The sequence below is a fragment of the Rhodococcus sp. 14-1411-2a genome (genome assembly GCF_002259485.1).
GTDB lineage: Bacteria > Actinomycetota > Actinomycetes > Mycobacteriales > Mycobacteriaceae > Rhodococcoides.
The window spans coordinates 1-16,464 of record NZ_NPGA01000021.1 but is presented as its reverse complement, the minus strand read 5'-3'; the positions used below and the strand labels follow the sequence as shown (position 1 = coordinate 16,464).

21 protein-coding genes are annotated in these 16,464 nt (G+C 65.2%); 18 read left to right on the top strand and 3 right to left on the bottom strand.

Annotated features, from left to right (window positions below):
* The first annotated feature begins 8 nt into the window (after positions 1–8).
* The 13 genes from CH291_RS26950 to CH291_RS25285 all read left to right on the top strand — a co-directional run bounded on the left by CH291_RS26950 (position 9) and on the right by CH291_RS25285 (position 10,706).
* The gene (locus tag CH291_RS26950; RefSeq protein WP_176457206.1) at positions 9–164 is read left to right on the top strand and encodes a hypothetical protein; all 156 of its coding nucleotides are present in this window, start codon (positions 9–11) and stop codon (positions 162–164) included.
* Between the two features lie 67 nt (positions 165–231).
* Entirely contained in the window at positions 232–504 is a 273-nt protein-coding gene (locus tag CH291_RS25335) for a hypothetical protein (protein WP_094639457.1), read from the top strand.
* Positions 505–557: 53 nt separating this feature from the next.
* The gene (locus CH291_RS25330) at positions 558–1,196 is read left to right on the top strand and encodes a hypothetical protein (RefSeq protein WP_094639456.1); all 639 of its coding nucleotides are present in this window, start codon (positions 558–560) and stop codon (positions 1,194–1,196) included.
* Positions 1,193–2,029 (top strand): hypothetical protein, encoded by an 837-nt coding sequence (locus CH291_RS25325; protein WP_094688957.1) that lies wholly within the window; start codon positions 1,193–1,195, stop codon positions 2,027–2,029. The genes CH291_RS25330 and CH291_RS25325 overlap by 4 nt, the downstream gene beginning before the upstream one ends.
* Positions 2,026–3,585, top strand: a complete 1,560-nt coding sequence (locus tag CH291_RS25320; RefSeq protein ID WP_094688956.1) for a hypothetical protein — start codon at positions 2,026–2,028, stop codon at positions 3,583–3,585. Before CH291_RS25325 ends, CH291_RS25320 begins: the two co-directional genes overlap by 4 nt.
* On the top strand, positions 3,582–5,087 hold the full coding sequence (locus CH291_RS25315) for an SCO6880 family protein (RefSeq protein ID WP_094688955.1): 1,506 nt from the start codon (positions 3,582–3,584) through the stop codon (positions 5,085–5,087). The genes CH291_RS25320 and CH291_RS25315 overlap by 4 nt, the downstream gene beginning before the upstream one ends.
* 54 nt (positions 5,088–5,141) lie before the next feature.
* Positions 5,142–6,986 carry an ATP/GTP-binding protein gene (locus tag CH291_RS25310; protein WP_255176024.1) on the top strand — a complete coding sequence of 615 codons (1,845 nt, stop codon included), beginning with the start codon at positions 5,142–5,144 and terminating at the stop codon, positions 6,984–6,986.
* Complete coding sequence (locus CH291_RS25305) at positions 6,986–7,351, top strand: transposase (RefSeq protein ID WP_094688954.1); 366 nt, start codon at positions 6,986–6,988, stop codon at positions 7,349–7,351. Before CH291_RS25310 ends, CH291_RS25305 begins: the two co-directional genes overlap by 1 nt.
* Positions 7,348–8,979 carry a M23 family metallopeptidase gene (locus CH291_RS25300; protein WP_094688953.1) on the top strand — a complete coding sequence of 544 codons (1,632 nt, stop codon included), beginning with the start codon at positions 7,348–7,350 and terminating at the stop codon, positions 8,977–8,979. Before CH291_RS25305 ends, CH291_RS25300 begins: the two co-directional genes overlap by 4 nt.
* A gap of 38 nt (positions 8,980–9,017) precedes the next feature.
* Positions 9,018–9,419, top strand: a complete 402-nt coding sequence (locus CH291_RS25295; RefSeq protein WP_094688952.1) for a hypothetical protein — start codon at positions 9,018–9,020, stop codon at positions 9,417–9,419.
* A 75-nt stretch (positions 9,420–9,494) separates the two neighbouring features.
* Complete coding sequence (locus tag CH291_RS26945; RefSeq protein ID WP_155290488.1) at positions 9,495–9,635, top strand: hypothetical protein; 141 nt, start codon at positions 9,495–9,497, stop codon at positions 9,633–9,635.
* Positions 9,632–10,180: a hypothetical protein gene (locus tag CH291_RS25290; RefSeq protein WP_094688951.1), complete on the top strand. Its 549-nt coding sequence runs from the start codon at positions 9,632–9,634 to the stop codon at positions 10,178–10,180. Before CH291_RS26945 ends, CH291_RS25290 begins: the two co-directional genes overlap by 4 nt.
* 49 nt (positions 10,181–10,229) lie before the next feature.
* Positions 10,230–10,706 carry a hypothetical protein gene (locus CH291_RS25285; protein WP_141214580.1) on the top strand — a complete coding sequence of 159 codons (477 nt, stop codon included), beginning with the start codon at positions 10,230–10,232 and terminating at the stop codon, positions 10,704–10,706.
* A 78-nt stretch (positions 10,707–10,784) separates the two neighbouring features.
* On the opposite strand, the gene CH291_RS25280 is transcribed toward CH291_RS25285, so the two are convergent.
* The 3 genes from CH291_RS25280 to ligD form a co-directional block, all read right to left on the bottom strand.
* Positions 10,785–11,156, bottom strand: coding sequence for a hypothetical protein (locus tag CH291_RS25280; protein WP_032407509.1), 372 nt, complete (start codon positions 11,154–11,156; stop codon positions 10,785–10,787).
* Between the two features lie 41 nt (positions 11,157–11,197).
* Positions 11,198–11,566 carry a histone-like nucleoid-structuring protein Lsr2 gene (locus CH291_RS25275; RefSeq protein WP_094688949.1) on the bottom strand — a complete coding sequence of 123 codons (369 nt, stop codon included), beginning with the start codon at positions 11,564–11,566 and terminating at the stop codon, positions 11,198–11,200.
* A 90-nt stretch (positions 11,567–11,656) separates the two neighbouring features.
* A complete protein-coding gene (ligD, locus tag CH291_RS25270; protein WP_094688948.1) occupies positions 11,657–12,565 on the bottom strand; it encodes a non-homologous end-joining DNA ligase in 909 nt (302 codons plus the stop codon).
* A gap of 118 nt (positions 12,566–12,683) precedes the next feature.
* Between ligD and CH291_RS25265 the strand changes: the two genes are divergently transcribed.
* The 5 genes from CH291_RS25265 to CH291_RS25245 form a co-directional block, all read left to right on the top strand.
* Positions 12,684–13,841: a tyrosine-type recombinase/integrase gene (locus CH291_RS25265; protein WP_217901027.1), complete on the top strand. Its 1,158-nt coding sequence runs from the start codon at positions 12,684–12,686 to the stop codon at positions 13,839–13,841.
* Between the two features lie 3 nt (positions 13,842–13,844).
* Positions 13,845–14,177, top strand: coding sequence for a helix-turn-helix domain-containing protein (locus tag CH291_RS25260; protein ID WP_170945395.1), 333 nt, complete (start codon positions 13,845–13,847; stop codon positions 14,175–14,177).
* Positions 14,178–14,203: 26 nt separating this feature from the next.
* Positions 14,204–15,109 (top strand): site-specific integrase, encoded by a 906-nt coding sequence (locus tag CH291_RS25255; RefSeq protein WP_063216976.1) that lies wholly within the window; start codon positions 14,204–14,206, stop codon positions 15,107–15,109.
* A 157-nt stretch (positions 15,110–15,266) separates the two neighbouring features.
* Complete coding sequence (locus tag CH291_RS25250) at positions 15,267–15,497, top strand: heavy-metal-associated domain-containing protein (protein WP_063216977.1); 231 nt, start codon at positions 15,267–15,269, stop codon at positions 15,495–15,497.
* Positions 15,498–15,531: 34 nt separating this feature from the next.
* Positions 15,532–16,464: P-type ATPase (locus CH291_RS25245; protein ID WP_441347070.1), on the top strand; the 933-nt coding region annotated here is incomplete at its 3' end.

Genomic DNA, 16,464 nt, shown 5'->3' with positions numbered 1-16,464 from the left:
GTGGGGGGGTGTTCATCGCCTCGATCAGCGCGATGGTGATCAGCGGAGGTGTGGTCGCCGTCGACAAGACCATCTGCAGCCGACACGACCGCGCGACCACAGTCCTGCTGGTCTCGACCGTGGTCGGCACTGTCTCCGCAGGTATCGGCGCGGTGATCGCATGACCGGTCACACCGGCGCCCTGGCCATCACCGTGCTCTGTTCGTTCAGCGCCTGGTGGGTGAACGTGTCATGGCCATGACCGACGTGCTCGCTCAACCACCCACCGAACCGGTCGAATGGCCCGACGAGGTGTGGCAGCCGATCATGACGGGCCTGTCGTGGCTGCTCTGGTTCGCCATCATCACCTGCATCGCAGCACTGTTCGTGTGCGGGGCCGTGTTCGTCAACCAGCGCAAGTCCACCGGAACACAGATGGTCGAGGACGCGACCCTGGCCCGCATCCTGATCTGCGCCGCCATCATCGGATCCGCATCCGGAATCGCTCAAGCCGTCCTCGCCTGAGAAACCCACATTCGCTGCACCCGAACTACATTCGACCCGAAAGGCCTCACCTGATGACCGTCTCCCGCACACTCCGGATCGCCGCGACAGCGGCGACCGTCCTCGCACTCGCTGCGTGCGGATCCGGCAACGACGACGCCCCTACCGCCACCCCGGACGCAGCACCCGATCTGCGCTCCGCCCCGGCCGAACTGACCTGGCGCGAGGTCGCGGGAGTGTCTGTGCCGACCTCACGGATCGACGGGCCCTTCGCCGGAACATCGGTGAACCGCAGCGGATACGCACAAACCCCGCAAGGCGCTGTCCTGGCCGCGATCAACGGACAGACCGCACTCGCCGTCGCCGACGACCGCGCCTGGCCGGACGTGGTCAACACCGTCACCGCACCCGGACCGGGCCGCGACGAATTCGCGGCCGCCCGCACCGCCGTCACCGTCTCCGGATCGGTCCCCGCCGACGCGGCACCGAAGTTCGTCGGGTTCGAGGTCACCGACTACAGCGACGACCCGCTCTCAGCGGCAGTGTCGGTCGCCCAAACCATCGGTACCGACACCCAGCTCTATGCCTACCCGGTTGCGCTGCAATGGATATCGGATGACTGGCGGATCGTCCTACCGACCGCCGAGGAGAACATCGACGCCGTCGAACTGGACTCCATCGACGGCTACACCACCCTGGAGCGCACCTCATGAGCCGCCGCATCCGCACCATCCTGATCGGCGTTGCGGCGCTCGTCGTCGTCGCAATCGTCGGTGCGATCGTCTTCATCGTCCCGAACATGAACGACGACGACACCCCACCGGCCACGGCTGCACCGTCGACCACCGAACCCACGCCCAGCGACCCGTCCGGATCGGGCAGCAACGGCCAACGAGGTTTCGGCACACCCGTCGTCGACGTACTCGGCCGCAAGGTCACCGTCCCCAACAACCCGATCGGGCAGCCTCTGCCACAGACCGCTCCGGAACCGCGGATCGAATGCACTCCGACCAACACACCCGTCACCTCACCGGCCGGAGTACAGATCCAACAGACCGCCTCACTTCCGCTGCTGGTCTCGACCACAGACGGACCCACCGCGGTGACCGGCAACGTACCCACCGGTTACACACAGACTCCCCAGGGGGCAGCCCTGGCCGGGTGGAATTGGGTGGCAACGACGTACGGTCCCGGTCCGGTGGCAAAAGACGCCTACGAGCTCCTCACGGTGCACACCGACGAACTCGATCGCGGTGCCGCTGCCGAAGCGTGGGACTCGCCCGGTCAAGACGCCGCCACTGGTTTTCCCGCTCCGGTGGCGTTCCGTATCGGAAGTTGCACTTCTGATTTCGCGTCAGTCGAATTCGCCATCGAAGTTCCCATCGACGACAACGGGCAACGCCGCACCACCCCTGTCTACACAGTCCTGCGCACGTCGATGTTCTACGACGGCGGTACCTGGAGGAGCCGGCTCGACAAACGCTCCGTCGCCACCGACACCGACATCACCGACATCAGTTCCTTCACTCCCTGGAGCTTCGCGTGACGCGCCCGAACGTCTTCGAGCGAATCCGACGCGGTGCGATTCGGTTCCTTCTTCTCGCGGTGGTCACCGTCGCGATCATCGCGGGAAGCAACGCCGTCGCGTACGCCCAGGACCCACCGCCCGTTCCTGGAATCGCAGATATCGCAAACCAAGGCAACGACTTTCAGAAGGATCGCCGGGAATGCCTGGACAAGGCGCGCGAGGACTCGACCTGGATCGGTGACCAACTCAACAGCGTGACCGGTGACGCACTCCCTCAGGTGTTCTGCCTCTCCAACTCGTTCGAGGACAATCCCGGTGACGCGATCTCCACTGCCGTCTCCTCCGCATCGTCCGCGTTCTGGGGTGACCCCGTCGGTGACTTCACCAAAGCCGTGATGGAAGGCAACAGCCAGGCATTCCGCACCGTCATGACCTTCTGGATGTCCTCGGGCATACCAGGACTCGCCGCCGAGAACGCCATGTCGGGGCTACGCAACATCATCACCGGATTCACCCTCGTCGCCTTGTTCGCCTCGATCGTCATCGCGATGACCAAACTCGCCATCGCCCGCAAACAAGCAGTGATGGAAGGAGCCACCGAAACAGCCAGCATGCTGGTCCGCACGGTCATCACTGTCTCGCTGCTGCCGATCCTGGTGTTGATGTTCCACCAAGTCGGAGACGTCGCCTCGGCCTACGCGCTCGAGAAGTTCGTCAGCGGCGATCTGAACCAAAAGATCACCGCCATCACCGCGTTCGACGACAAGACCGGCCTCGGCCCGATACTCGCTCTCGCCTGCGCCGGGTTCGCGTTCCTCGGTTCGGTTGCCCAGCTCATCGCACTGCTGATCCGTGAGGCCGTGCTGTGCGTCGTCGTCGCCGTCATCCCGCTCGCCGCCGCAGCGTCGGCCACCGGCACCGGGCGTAGCTCCTACAAGTCGATGATCGCGTTCACTCTCGGCGCGCTGCTGTTCAAGCCGGTAGCGACGCTGCTGTATCTGTTCGCGTTCTGGGCATCCTCGGCGTCGAGCTCGGATCAGATCGCCACGGTCATCATCGGCTCGATCCTGCTGGCCGTCGTCGGGTTCTCCCTGCCCACCTTGGTCAAGATCGTCGCTCCCGCAGCTGAAACCATCTCCGCCGGTGGCCGCGAAGTCGGACAGGTCAGCTCAGCCGGTGGCGCGGTGATGGGCAGTACCGCTAGGGCCGGGTCGCGTGCCCTCGGGGCAGCGGCCAACACCGTCGCCGGATCCTCCGGTGGCGGCGGCAAAGGTGGGTCCTCGGGTGGGAACGGCACCGGCGCACGTTCCACCCCCGGATTTCAGGGCCGCTACAACGGTGGATCGAGTCCCTCCCACGCAGGTGCATCGTCCGGGCCGATGGGTGCAGCCCGCAGAGTCGGCTCGGCCGTCAGTTCGGCAGGACGCACCGCATCCTCGGCAGGCCTGCGTGGGGCAGCCGGGGCACTCAAAGCCGCAGGCAACGCCGGCCGCACCGCAGGCTCGATCTCGAACACCCTCGGCTCCGCTGCAGAAGGTGCAGTCGGCAACTACCACGGACGGATCCAACGATGACCACACAGCTCGAAGCGCCGTACGAGCCGCCGATCTACTCGGCCGGCAACCGGCCGCAGAGCACGTTCGCGTTCGGCCTACCTACGAAGGTAATCGCCTACGGCGCAGGATTTTTCGCGGTCTCGTTCGCGGTCCTGATCTTCGGAAACGTCCTCTTCGGACTCGCGTTGATGGGTGTCGGCGCAGTGATCCTCACCCCGCTGGTCATCGCGCCGAACGGCCGAACCCTCTACGAGACAGGACAACTGAGAATGCAATGGTTTCGCCGCAAGCACGTCGACAAGTCCACCGAATACCACGCAGGACCGCACTCGAGGATCCCCGGTGGCCGATACAAACTCCCCGGACTGCTCGCCCGCACCAAGGTCTACATGGGAATCGACCGGCACGGCAACGAATTCGGAATGATCCACAACCCCGACGATCACCGCTACACCGTCGTCTTCGACGCCCTCCCCGGCGGTGACGAAGCAATCGTTCAGCGCGACAAGGATCTCTACACCGCCGACTGGGGTGTCTACCTCGCCGATCTCGGCCTGCCCGGCGACATCGTCGGCGCGGTGGTGGTGGTGGAGAACATTCCCGCCACCGGGCTGCGGCTGGCGCGGCGAGCAGAACACGAACTCGTCGACGCCGCACCGCCGTTGGCGGCGACGTTCGTCCAGCAGTCCGCCGTCCGGATGCCGTCCGGTCGCCACCGCACCCTCGCGCGGTTGTCGATCACCCTCCGCGCCACCACCAAAGAGCGGCAGAAGGACCCCGAGGAGATGGCCACCGAGCTGGCCCGTCGTCTGCCGGATCTGTACGAGTCACTCTCCGGTGCCGGGATCGATGCCCAGCCGATGACCGCCGCCGAGATCACCGCGGCCGTGCACCGCTCCTACAACCCGTCGACCGAGAACGACTTCGAGGAACTCGAGATCTCCGGCGAAGAGCACGGTGTCGACTGGGACGACGCCGGACCGGGACGTGCGAAGACCGAGTGGGGTCACTACCGCCACGACGGTGGCGTCTCGGTCGTCTGGGAGATGGCCGCGCCTCCGGAATCGGTGTTCACAGACACCGTCCTCAAACCGTTGCTGCAGCCGCACGACGACCTCCCGCGCAAGCGCCTCACTCTCGTCTACCGCCCCTACACCGCCGGGGACGCCGCGAAGAAGGTCGACAAGCAGCACCGAGACGCGCTGCACGCGATCAATTCTCGCGGCAACAAGATCACCTCCGCCGGGTCGGAGAAGCGCCACGAGATCGCCGAGCAGGCACGCCGGGAAATGGTCTCCGGAGCCGGATACGAACGCTATTCGGCGCTGCTGACGATCACCGTCGGCTCGGTCGACGAGATCGCCAACGCCGCCGCCGTCACCGAATCACTCGCTGCCCGCTCCCGGCTGCGGCTGCGCCGCGCGTTCGCCTTCCAGGATGCCGCGTTCGTCGCCGGTCTCGGTGTGGGTGTGCTGCTGCCCGATCAGATCTCGACCTCGATCCTGGTGCGCCGCAGCTAGACGCTGTTCGCCCACACCGGCCCATACCCCTGCGTGAGAAAGAGACTCCCGACGATGACCATGACCGCCGACCGACCCGACTCGGGATACAGCGATGGCGACCTGCACTTCGAGACCGACACTGCGCAGCCGTCGGCGTTCGTCCGCTGGATCATCGGCGACACCGACTACGCCGCGCTCGCCGCAGCCGTCGCGACCGGTGACGCCGAAGAGCCCTACAAGCTCTCGCGACGCGGCATCGGCCTGACTCGGTGGCGCAACGAGAACCCGGTCAGCAACCAAGCCTTCATTCAAGAGGCCGCCTCGGACCAGTTGTGGCGGGAGTCGTTGTCCTCGACCACACGCGGGCTCAAGGGTGCCGGTGGTGGCCGAATGGCCACCGTCCCGGCCCCGATCGAGTACGAAGCGACCTCGGTGCAGATGTGCGGGCTCAACCCGTGGGCGATCGGCGCGGCCGCGCCCTCGTCGGGGACCATCGTCGGTCAGCACGCCATCACCGGCAACGCCGTCTCGTGCGATCCGTTCGCGTACTTCCGCGACAAGCTCATCGGAAACCCCTCGATGTTCGTCCTGTCCCTGCCAGGCCTGGGGAAGTCGACGCTGATCCGCAAGATCCTCCTCGGGGCGTGCGGATGGGGACAGACCCCCATCGTCGCCGGCGACATCAAAGGCGAATACGTCAAGCTCACCCGCCTGCTCGGCGGGCAGGTGATCACCCTCGGGCACGGCGGCGGGCACCTCAACCCGCTCGCCGCCGGGGCCCTCGGGCAGGCCGTCGTCCGCGCGATCGCCGCCCGCGACGAAGCCACCGACCCAGCCCGGATCGCCGAGCTCGACGAGCTGATCGACGTCGCCACCATCACCATCTCCACCCGTCAGATCAACGCCGTCTGCGCCTTGGTCGAGCTGATCCGCTACGACACCCACTCGGTGAAGGCCTTCGAGAATTCCTTGATCGGGATCGCGCTGCGCGAGCTGTACGCCAACGGCGGATTCTCCTACACCCACCCGCCGCTGCTCAAAGACCTCTACGCCCGCATCGACGCCGGATCACCGGCCATGCTCCAAGCGGCGTACAAGACCGATCGTGACGGCTACCGCGAGGCCATCACCGAACTGATGCAGGCCCTCGGCGCACTGACCTCAGGGCCACTCGGGGACATCTTCGCCGACCACACCACCGAACCGATCGACCTCGACGCACCGATGATCTGCATCGACGTCTCCTCCCTCGACCGCGGCGACACCACCCTCAAAGCGGCCGTGATGCTCTCCTGCTGGGCCGACGCCTACGGCACCGTGGAAGCGGCGCACCTGCTCGCCGACGCAGGCCTGGACCGTCAACGCCTGTTCCTGATGGCCCTCGACGAGCTGTGGCAGGTCATCGGTGCCGGACCGGGCATGGTCGCCCGCGTCAACGAGATCACCCGCCTCAACCGCACCGACGCGACCGGGCTGCTGATGATCACCCACACCGGCCGCGACCTCGAAACCCTGCCCACCGAAGCCGATATCAAGACCGCGAAGGGCTTCATCGACCGCGCCGGCATGGTCGTGTGCGGCGGCCTGCCGATCGGTGAGGTCGAGCGCCTCTCGGGGGAGCTGAAGTTCACCGACGCCGAAGCGGGCATGGTCACCTCCTGGTCACGAGGGGCAGCGCTACGCGGATCCGAACGCCGCACCGTCCGCAACCCGATCGGCCGCGGGAAGTTCCTGATCAAGGTCGCCAAGGACAACACCCCCGGCATCCCCATCCAGACCATCCTCACCGACGTCGAATACGACACCGGAGTCCACGACACCAACGCCCGCTTCGCGGAGTACTTCGCCGGCCAGCACCACGAACTCGACGATGCAGATGCCTACGGCAACGACTCCGAACTGGTCGGTGCGCGGTGATGCTCGCCGACGATCCCCGCGATCATCGGCGAGCCGAGTTCCCCGCCGAGACCCGGCAATGGGTATTGACCGAGTACGAGAAGTCTCGCCAGAACTACGCCTCGCGCGCCGAATGTGTTGCAGTCCTTGCACGAGCGATCGGAGCGCACGAGAACACCGTGACACGGTGGGTCAAGGACAAGTTCGGATCCTCCCGGTCCCCGGCGTCCGATGACGTCGCCGCGAAGCTACGGGCGGCCGAAGCCGAGATCGGGCGGCTCCGCAGCGAGAACCGCACTCTCACCGAACGACTCGCCGCCTGCTCGCCGCGCTCGATCACCACCCAATCCTACGGCTCGCACTCGTTCGGGGCGGCTGCGCTGTGAAGAAGGGCGGCGCGATCGCGCTGAGCGTGGTGCTCGCACTGTCGCTGTTCGTGGTCCTGTTCGTCACCACCGGCGTCCGAGAAGAAGTACCCACCAACTGCATTCCCGGGAAAGGTATCTCCGCGGCTGCAGGCGGTGTTCCGGCCGGGTCCTTCTCCAAGCCGATGAAGACCTCCGAAGCACAGCTGACGAGCCCGTTCGGGTCACGGTGGGGAACGATGCACAAGGGCATCGACCTCGCCGGGCCCGTCGGCACCCCGATCTACGCCTACGCCGACGGCACCGTCACGCAAGCCGGACCCGCCGACGGGTTCGGGATGTGGATCGTCCTCGAACACAACATCGACGGCCAGATCGTCTCCACCGTCTACGGGCACATGTTCCCCGACGGTGTCCTGGTCAAGCCTGGCGAGCACGTCACCGCCGGTCAGCACATCGCCGACGAAGGCAACAACGGCGACACCACCGGCGCGCACCTGCACTTCGAGTACCACACCGGCCCCTGGTCACCCGACAACGCGATCGACCCGCAGCCGTTCTACGAAGCCGCCGCCGAACCCGGCAGCGGACAGACCGGTCAGAGTCCACTGCCGACGCCGTCGACGACCGCACCGACCTCGCCCGCCCCGAACGGCGGCACCGCGGAAATGGCAGCGCTGCCCGCCAATGTCGGCTCCGAAGAGCACTTCCAGGTCGACACCGTCCGCGTCGCCCGCGCCATCCACGCCAAGTTCCCGCAGATCACCACCATCGGCGGGTGGCGAGCCGACGGCGGCGGATTCGACGACCACCCCTCCGGCCGCGCAGCCGACATCATGATCGACAACTGGTCCTCCGAGGAAGGAAAAGCACTCGGCGACCAGGTCAAGGACTACCTGTGGGCGAACCGCGACTACCTCCAGATCGAATACATGATCTGGCGACAGGAATACATCCCCTCCCAAGGTGAACCGAACACCATGGAGGACAGGGGATCTCCCACCCAGAACCACTTCGACCACGTCCACGTCACCACCGTCGGCCACGGCGCACCGGCACCCGGCCAGACCTACGGGCCCGTCCCCGGCGGCGGCGGATCCGCACCGAAAGCCACAGGCAACTGCACCACCGCACCCGGTGCCGGTCTCGGTGATCACGCGAACCTCGCCGCCGGCCAGATCCCTCCCGAGTTCGAGCCGTGGCTCGCCCTCTCGGCCGCTCAGTGCCGCGAGCTCTCACCCGCGATCCTCGCCGCTCAGCTCAAACAGGAATCCGGCTTCACACCGGGCCTGACCAGCCCGGCCGGGGCCGAAGGGTATGCGCAATTCCTCCCCGGAACGTGGGCGTCGTTCGGTTTCCCCGTCGACGATCAGGGCGTCGTCACCGGGGCAGCGGGGGAGGGGGATCCCAACGACATCGGCGACGCCGTCATGGCGCAGGGCCGCTACAACTGCTCGGTCGCAGACACCCTACGACCGGGCATCGAATCCGGTGCCATCACCGGCGATCCCGTCGAACTGATGCTCGCCGGATACAACGCCGGCCCCGGAGCGGTCCAACAGTTCGGCGGCATCCCGCCCTACTCGGAGACCCAGAACTACGTCACCACCATCACCGCCACCGCATCCGATTACGACCTGGCTCGATAGCCCTCACCGACCACGCACGACCGAAGGAGACAACGGCCATGGCCACCAGCACACCCCACCGCACGGCATACGAATTGGGACCCCACGACGTGCACCGAGCGCTCGTCGCGCTCGGCGTGACCGCAGTCGTCATCTGGCTGGCCTGGTCCGTTCCCGTAGCGAATTGGGTCCTACCGTCCGCAGACACCATCGAAGAGAACGCCGGCCGCCTCGAAGCAACAGAGGACGCCCTCGGCCAGGGATGGTGGGCGATCATCGTGGTCACCGTCGCCCTGGCTATCGGGAGTGTGTTGGCGGTCGGAATCGACTACATGCGGGGTAGGAACTGGACGGTCACCGCCCTGAAGAAAGCAATCGCTGTGGCATCGACTCTCCTGGCGATGTGGGCGATCTGGACTGTCAGCGTGTTCGCCGCTGCGGGAGTCAACATCCTCGGATAGAGCAACCGCCGACCCGCGCAGATGTGTCGGTACCCGTTGCGACACTGACCATCATCGAATCGAAGGAGCACAGACATGGCACACATCCTCGACCGCACCGACACCCACGGACCCGTCACCGGCTGGCTCGAAGTCATCGCCAAAGCCGCTGCACTGGGACAAATTTCCGACACCGATCCAGCCGATGCACTCGATTCCCAGGAACGCTCGAGATGAACCGCACAGCGACAATCGTTCTCGCGTGCTTCGGCATCGTCGGCGCGGTGACCATAGCCGCCGCAATCGTGTTCTTCTCACGTGGTTCGGACACACCCCCGCGTGCGGGCACCGACGCCGGAATTGCCATCGACCCCTCGGCCACGGACCCGGCCGGAGTAGCAACGTCCGTCATGTCCGGTGTGTACACATGGCAACCAGCAGTACAGGATTCACCGTGGGAAGCCCTGCACGAGCAGCGAGACAACCTCACAGGGCCGATGGCCACCGCGGCCGCAGCACGCCCGATTCCAGCGCCGCAACCGATGTCGGAGTGGTCCGCGTGGTCCCGCAGCAGCGACATCGTCACCGCAATCACCACACTCGACGGCGAGCCCTCCATAGGCACCGGCAAAGCCACTGTCCCAGTTGTGATCTCGCAGACCGTGCAGCACACCAGCGGCGAGATCACCCCGTACACCGCATACACGGCCACCGTCGACCTCGAACGCACGGACCACGGTTGGAAAGTCGCGAACTACCGCCTGGACAACGCCAGCCGGTAGAGGTGCCGGCAGACACCATCAACCGCGAGCGCAGAAGACGAGGGTACCCATGGGCCACGACAGAAACGCCACACCAGAGAAGATCGAACAAGGAGAGACCACAATGTCGGATACCAGGATCCCCGACGACGCCAAAGACCCTGCCCGTGATGAACAACCAGGTCCAACCAACGAGGCGGACCCGCACTACGGCCACGAAGACTGGGCCCCCGGACCCACCGGCCGCTGGTTCACAGCTACCGAGCTGATCGACTGGGGGTACAAGCCTGAGGCGTTAAGACGCCTTTTCGGCCCCCACGTCGAGGGACCAGACGAAATTCAAGGCTGGCTCATCGACCACGTCCAACACATCGAAGAAACCATCATCTACCGTGCCGTAGAGCTCCTCGAAAGCACCTTTCAGCCTGACCGCCTGCGAAAGATGATTCCCGCCCCGCCCGACGCAGACCAAGATCTATCGGACGCCGAAGTAGCCGCCATGGTCGATGCGCTTCCACCTACGGTGACAGCGACCGCCTCGAATTAGCGCGATGACACAGAAGGTGCGCACGAACTCGCCACACCAGTCCGCGAGAGCAGCAAGAAAGCAATTGAACAGCTGATCTCAGAAGAACGCGAGCTGTGCCTCGTCGACGCGACGACGAGCTGCACGCACTCTGCGTGATCGGGGCACCGAATCGGCGAGGGGCGGCGAAGCAACCGGGGGAGCGGAGCCGACTGTGCCGAGGCCGGCACCTGCTCGTCGTACCAATTCGGCGCGAATCCGAGAGCGTTCGCGTTCACGGGCGCGGCCGGTCTCCGTATTGCGGATGCTCCACTCCGACTCCCACGCAGCCGACCCTGGTGTCGGCGCGGCCAACGCCCGGTCGGTCAACCGATCGAGTAGTTGATCGAGCCTGTCGATCAGAACCTCGGCGAGCTCGTCGAGCACGTTATTGGGCACCGCAGCCGCGTCGACGGACTCGCACTCGCTCACACGCGACACTGTAGGGCCGACCACCGACAGGGTCGCGGTACTCAGTGGGCTGAGTTGTACGCCTCTTCGATCGCAGCGGGGATCCGACCGCGATCGCTGATCTCGTAACCCTCGTCGGCCGCCCACTGCCGGATCGCGCGTGTCTGCGCCGGATCACGCGTGGCCGGTGTCCCGGTCTTCGCGGGCGTCGCCGCGCCGGCGGGGGAGGGCTTACGCTTGCGGCCACCGACCCGCGTCGAATGCTCGATGTAGTAGTCGAGCTTCCTGTGAAACTCGGTGGCGTTCTTCGCTTTCAGGTCGATCACATACTCGACACCGTTGACCGCGAATTCGATCGTTTCGCCGGATTCGTCGTCGATGACCGACCCGTCGATATCGTCCACCAATTGGGTTGTCACTCGTTTGGCCACAGCCGAAAAACCCTTCGATCACACACAATGCCTACGGACTCGGATACCCGGCCAGCGTAACCAACGAATGTGGCGATGAGCTGCACCCTTTCAAGTCACGACATCATGGGGAGCGATATCGGATCGGATTCCTTTGAATGCGGGATGCCGTAAACGCCCCGTTGCCGATTGTTCGCGATATTCCACGGTCGCCACCAATTCCGGTGCCACCCACGACACCCCGACCGTGTCGGCGCGCGGAACCGGACCGTGCAGCGCACTGTCCGAACGAGTGCGATCAGCAAGCGCGCTCCGCAGCTCACGGCGCATCCGATCAGTGAAACCCGTTCCCACACGACCGATGTAGACCAACTCGCCCGCCTCGTCGTACGCTCCGAGGAGCAGCGCCGCCAGTGTCCCGCCAGCGCGGCCGCCCGTCGGAACCCATCCGCAAATCACGCCTTCGCGTGTGTTCCGGATCGGTACCTTGATCCACGACGGCGACCGGATCCCCGATCGGTACACCGACTCAGCCTTCTTCGCCACGACCCCCTCGATACCGTTGTCGGCGGCAATGCCCATCAACGTCTCGCCGTCGATTCCCGTCATAGTCGGCGGCACCTGCACTCGCCGCCCGTCGGCCACGCCGAGACCTTCGAGCAGCGCACGGCGCTGCGTGTAGGGCAGCGTCCGGACCGATTCGCCGTCGACGTCGAGGACATCGAAGACGAAATACGTCACCGGGGTCGACCGCAGCAACGCCGCCGACGGCCGCGCGACATGCATTCGGCGTTGCAGCAACCCGAAATCGGGCCGACCGCCCGAATCCAGTGCCACCAACTCGCCGTCAAGGATCATCGATCGACCCGCCGTCGTCTCCGACAACGCCGCCGCCACATCCGGGAACGAGGCGGATATGTCGTTTCCGTTGCGCGAGAACAGCTTCACCCGCGATGCGCCGTCGACAACGCTGACCCCACGTTGGCCACTGGAGTCCGCACGGGTTCGATCGGCTGCCAGGAACCGGTGTAAGCCCAGGTTCCCTGGTCAGAGCAACGATTCTTCTTCATTCCGTGGTCGCTCAAATTTCATCAGTTACTCGTAGATTCTGCGAGTTCCTCGCATAAGTTCACTGTTCGTGTCAGATTTCGCTACTCGTCGGCAGCGACGTATCGCTGCCGACGGCGCATCGAGTGCCGCGCGGGTCGGCAGCGGGGAACTTGCGGACGTCGAATCGCTGCAGCGGCTGGCGTCGGCGTCAGGGGACGACGAACACGACTTCTTCCGTAACACGCTGGTCGAATACGGATGGGCCAGAGATGTGGCGGGTCTGAGCCCCGCGACGTTGCAGAGAATCATGTATCCCGTGATCGAGATATGCGATTACTTCGATTGCGTGCCATGGCGATTGACCCAGCAGCAGTTCGATCAGTACTTCGCCGGTCCCGGCAAACGCAGTCACGCAACCATCCGCAAGAAGACAGTTCAGATCGACAACTACTACCGATTCCTCGAGCACCGCTACGCCGGCGAGCTGCTCCGAGCGTTCGGCGTCGGTGTCGAGTCACCGGTCGACCCGTTCAACCGGCCGAGGCACAGGGGTGATTTCGCGCTGCGGATTCCTCCCACTCGACGAGCGATGACAGCGTTCTTCGCCGACTGGAGAGACGCCCTGCCACGCTCTCGCAAGTACCACGTGAGCGCACGCGACTACACCATGGCGAAGATTGCGTACTTGTCCGGTGTGCGGGCGTCGGAGCTGTGTGCGGTGAAGATCGGCGACATCCATTGGGAAGCGGGACAGTGGGGCCGCTTCGTCGTCGTGGGTAAGGGTGCCCGCGGATCGGGTCCACGCGAACGGCAAGCTTTTCTCTTCGAAGAGGGGAGAGAGCTGCTGTGGTGGTATCTCGAGCAGGTCCGGGGCGAGTTCTGCGACGACCCGACCGACGCGGGCGCACCGTTGTGGCCATCGGAACGCTTGCCGACCGCCGTCGCGGCGCTCAACCTCGCCGTTGCACCCGCCATTCAACCCTCGACATTTCGCCGCAATCTCAAAGCTGCATCGCACCATCACCTCAACGGCCCGGTGCGCGAGCTCTACCCCCATCTGTTGCGTCATGCCTGCGCTACCCACAACTACCAACGAGGAATGCCCTTGTGGGATGTGCAGAAGATGCTCGGTCACGAATGGGCAAGCACCACTGTGGGCTATCTGGCGTCGGCAGGAGCCGACCCGGAACGGTCCGTCATCGAGTCGACACAACGCGCCGTGCGGCGCTTGAGTACGGAGAATTAGAAGATGAAATGGAATTTGCGCATGGTTGCGGCGCAACGCGACATCTGGCGTCCGACGCAGCTGCTCAAAGCATTCGAGCAGGTCGACTTCCATCCGTCATTGAGCAAGACTGCGGCCCTGTGGTCTTCGGCGCCGATCACGATCCGACTCGATGACCTGGACAAGATCTGTGCGGCGTTGAACTGCACTGTCGGTGATCTGATGCTGGCGGAAGCTGTTCACGACGCGGATCTCGACGCAGCTCCAGCACGCGCAATCGGCGATCGGTCGGGCCCTGCCGCACCCACTGCCGGGGCCCGGAAGCGCGGAGCCCGCCGCGTTCCACCTCCCAACTGATGTCGGGACGAAACCCTGCCGATGGGGTGGCGGCACGCAATGCCGCCCGGCACACCGAGCGCACGATACGGATGATCGAGCAGACACCCGCGCAGTTCCGTGACGACGTGCAGGCGTGGGTCACTGCGCTGGGCGGCCGCGGTCGACGTAAATCCAGACCGTTGACGGCAGTGACGATTGCCCTCTATCTCAATTTCGCGCTACCGGTCTTGCAGGAATGGGCTGAGACACACCAAAGTCTGCGATCTGTCGATACTGTCGACATCGAGCGCGCTCTCAGCCGTCACTCAGGGCAGTCGAGACATAACGTGCACACGGCCCTGAGGTCGCTCTTTCGCGGACTCAAACGCGAACGTCGCATCTTCGCCGACCCTGCCCGAGAGGTCGCTGGTCGGTACACCCGCAGGATCCTCAGACCGTTACGATCCGATCGCGTACATGGGCTCTTCGATCAGCTGACCAGGCCCGATGACCGGGTGATTCTGGCGCTCGTCGCGGTCCACGCGCTGACGATCGAAGAGGTCATCGGCTTCCGACTCGACCATCTCGACCGTTCGGCAGGACGAGCAACCGTCACCCGGCCACACACCCGCCACACGTTCTGGTTGGACGAGTTCACCGCCGAGGTGCTCCGCGACTGGCTGATCTACCGTCAGCGTCGGTGGCCGACGAGCACGAATCCGTACTTGCTGATTACCCGGGTGACTGCGCCTACCGCGCTGCCGGGCAGTCGCCACTACATCACCCGCCCATTCCGTGACCTCGGCATCACCGCCCGCGAACTGCGTGTCGATCGCATCCTCGACGAGGCCGCCCACAGCGGCGACCCGGTTGCCCTGATGACCGTGTTCGGTATCGGCACCACCACAGCGGTGCGCTATGTCAGGACCGCGCACCCTGGCCGATTCGACGTAGACCCCACTGCACCCTGACTCGATTCGAAGTTCAGCCAACGGACCGGTCGTCGCCGCAGGTTCGTAAACCGCTCGACGCAGCCAACGGCCTTCCGAAACATACGGGGAGGGGGTATGGTCTGACACGTTAGCCAGATACCCCTAGGGGGTATAGAGACAGTCGGAGGAGCGCGACATGATCACCACGCACTACAAAGTCACGGGCATGACCTGCGGCCACTGCGAAGCGTCGGTCCGGGAAGAAGTCGGTGCTGTGGTCGGGGTCGACACGGTCGAAGCATCAGCGTCGGCAGGAACGCTGACGGTGACGAGCATCGGCGAGCCCGACCACGCCCGGGTCATTGCCGCCGTTCGCGATGCCGGATACGCAGCCGAACCGCAAACCGCAGATTCGCCTACCGCGTAACCGCTGAAGTCGTTGCAGGAAGAGGTATTTCGCGATGAACAACCACACGCATTCTGACGTCGGAACGGCTAAGAGAGCTGGCGCGCAGTCGGGGCACGACACGTCCGAACGCAGCGCAGGCCACACCGGACACGGCGAGCACTCCGAACACGGAGGACACACAGGGCATACCGGGCACGGTGGCCATGCCGGTCACGGCGATCACGTCGGTCACGGCGAGCACTCCGAACACGGAGGACACACAGGGCATACCGGGCACGGTGGCCATGCCGGTCACGGCGATCACGTCGGTCACGGCGATCACGTCGGCATGTTCCGTCGTCTGTTCTGGATCATGCTGGTCCTCGCCGTTCCGGTGATCGTGGCATCGAACATGTTTGCGATGCTTCTCGGATACTCACTGCCGGACGCGTCGTGGATCGCCTGGGTCTCCCCGACGCTCGGCACCGTGATGTACGCCTGGGGCGGATCCCCCTTCCTCACCGGCGCAGTCAGCGAAATCCGTTCCCGTGCACCGGGAATGATGCTGCTCATCGCCCTCGCGATCACCGTCGCATTCGTCGCGTCGATGGGAGCGAGCCTCGGCCTGCTCGATCATCAGCTCGACTTCTGGTGGGAACTGGCGCTGCTGATCGTGATCATGCTGCTCGGGCACTGGATCGAAATGCGATCCCTCGCGCAGACCACCTCCGCTCTGGACTCACTGGCGGCGCTGCTCCCGGACACCGCCGAACGCGTCGACGGCGACGATGTGGTGCCGGTGTCCCCGGCCGAGCTGCAGCGCGGTGATGTCGTCGTCGTGCGCCCCGGCGGCCGAGTACCGGCGGACGGCACCATCGTCTCCGGATCGGCGAGCATGGACGAGTCCATGATCACCGGCGAATCACGCACCGTCCGCCGCAGCGACGGCGACCAAGTTGTCGCCGGCACGGTAGCCACCGACTCCGGTCTGCGCGTCCAGGTCACC

What these genes read in the sequence shown, in the direction of transcription:
- CH291_RS25335 (WP_094639457.1), top strand. Translation starts at nt 232, where the DNA reads ATGGCCATGACCGACGTGCTCGCTCAACCACCCACCGAACCGGTCGAA.
- CH291_RS25330 (WP_094639456.1), top strand. Translation starts at nt 558, where the DNA reads ATGACCGTCTCCCGCACACTCCGGATCGCCGCGACAGCGGCGACCGTC.
- CH291_RS25325 (WP_094688957.1), top strand. Translation starts at nt 1,193, where the DNA reads ATGAGCCGCCGCATCCGCACCATCCTGATCGGCGTTGCGGCGCTCGTC.
- CH291_RS25315 (WP_094688955.1), top strand. Translation starts at nt 3,582, where the DNA reads ATGACCACACAGCTCGAAGCGCCGTACGAGCCGCCGATCTACTCGGCC.
- CH291_RS25310 (WP_255176024.1), top strand. Translation starts at nt 5,142, where the DNA reads ATGACCATGACCGCCGACCGACCCGACTCGGGATACAGCGATGGCGAC.
- CH291_RS25305 (WP_094688954.1), top strand. Translation starts at nt 6,986, where the DNA reads ATGCTCGCCGACGATCCCCGCGATCATCGGCGAGCCGAGTTCCCCGCC.
- CH291_RS25295 (WP_094688952.1), top strand. Translation starts at nt 9,018, where the DNA reads ATGGCCACCAGCACACCCCACCGCACGGCATACGAATTGGGACCCCAC.
- CH291_RS26945 (WP_155290488.1), top strand. Translation starts at nt 9,495, where the DNA reads ATGGCACACATCCTCGACCGCACCGACACCCACGGACCCGTCACCGGC.
- CH291_RS25290 (WP_094688951.1), top strand. Translation starts at nt 9,632, where the DNA reads ATGAACCGCACAGCGACAATCGTTCTCGCGTGCTTCGGCATCGTCGGC.
- CH291_RS25285 (WP_141214580.1), top strand. Translation starts at nt 10,230, where the DNA reads ATGGGCCACGACAGAAACGCCACACCAGAGAAGATCGAACAAGGAGAG.
- CH291_RS25260 (WP_170945395.1), top strand. Translation starts at nt 13,845, where the DNA reads ATGAAATGGAATTTGCGCATGGTTGCGGCGCAACGCGACATCTGGCGT.
- CH291_RS25250 (WP_063216977.1), top strand. Translation starts at nt 15,267, where the DNA reads ATGATCACCACGCACTACAAAGTCACGGGCATGACCTGCGGCCACTGC.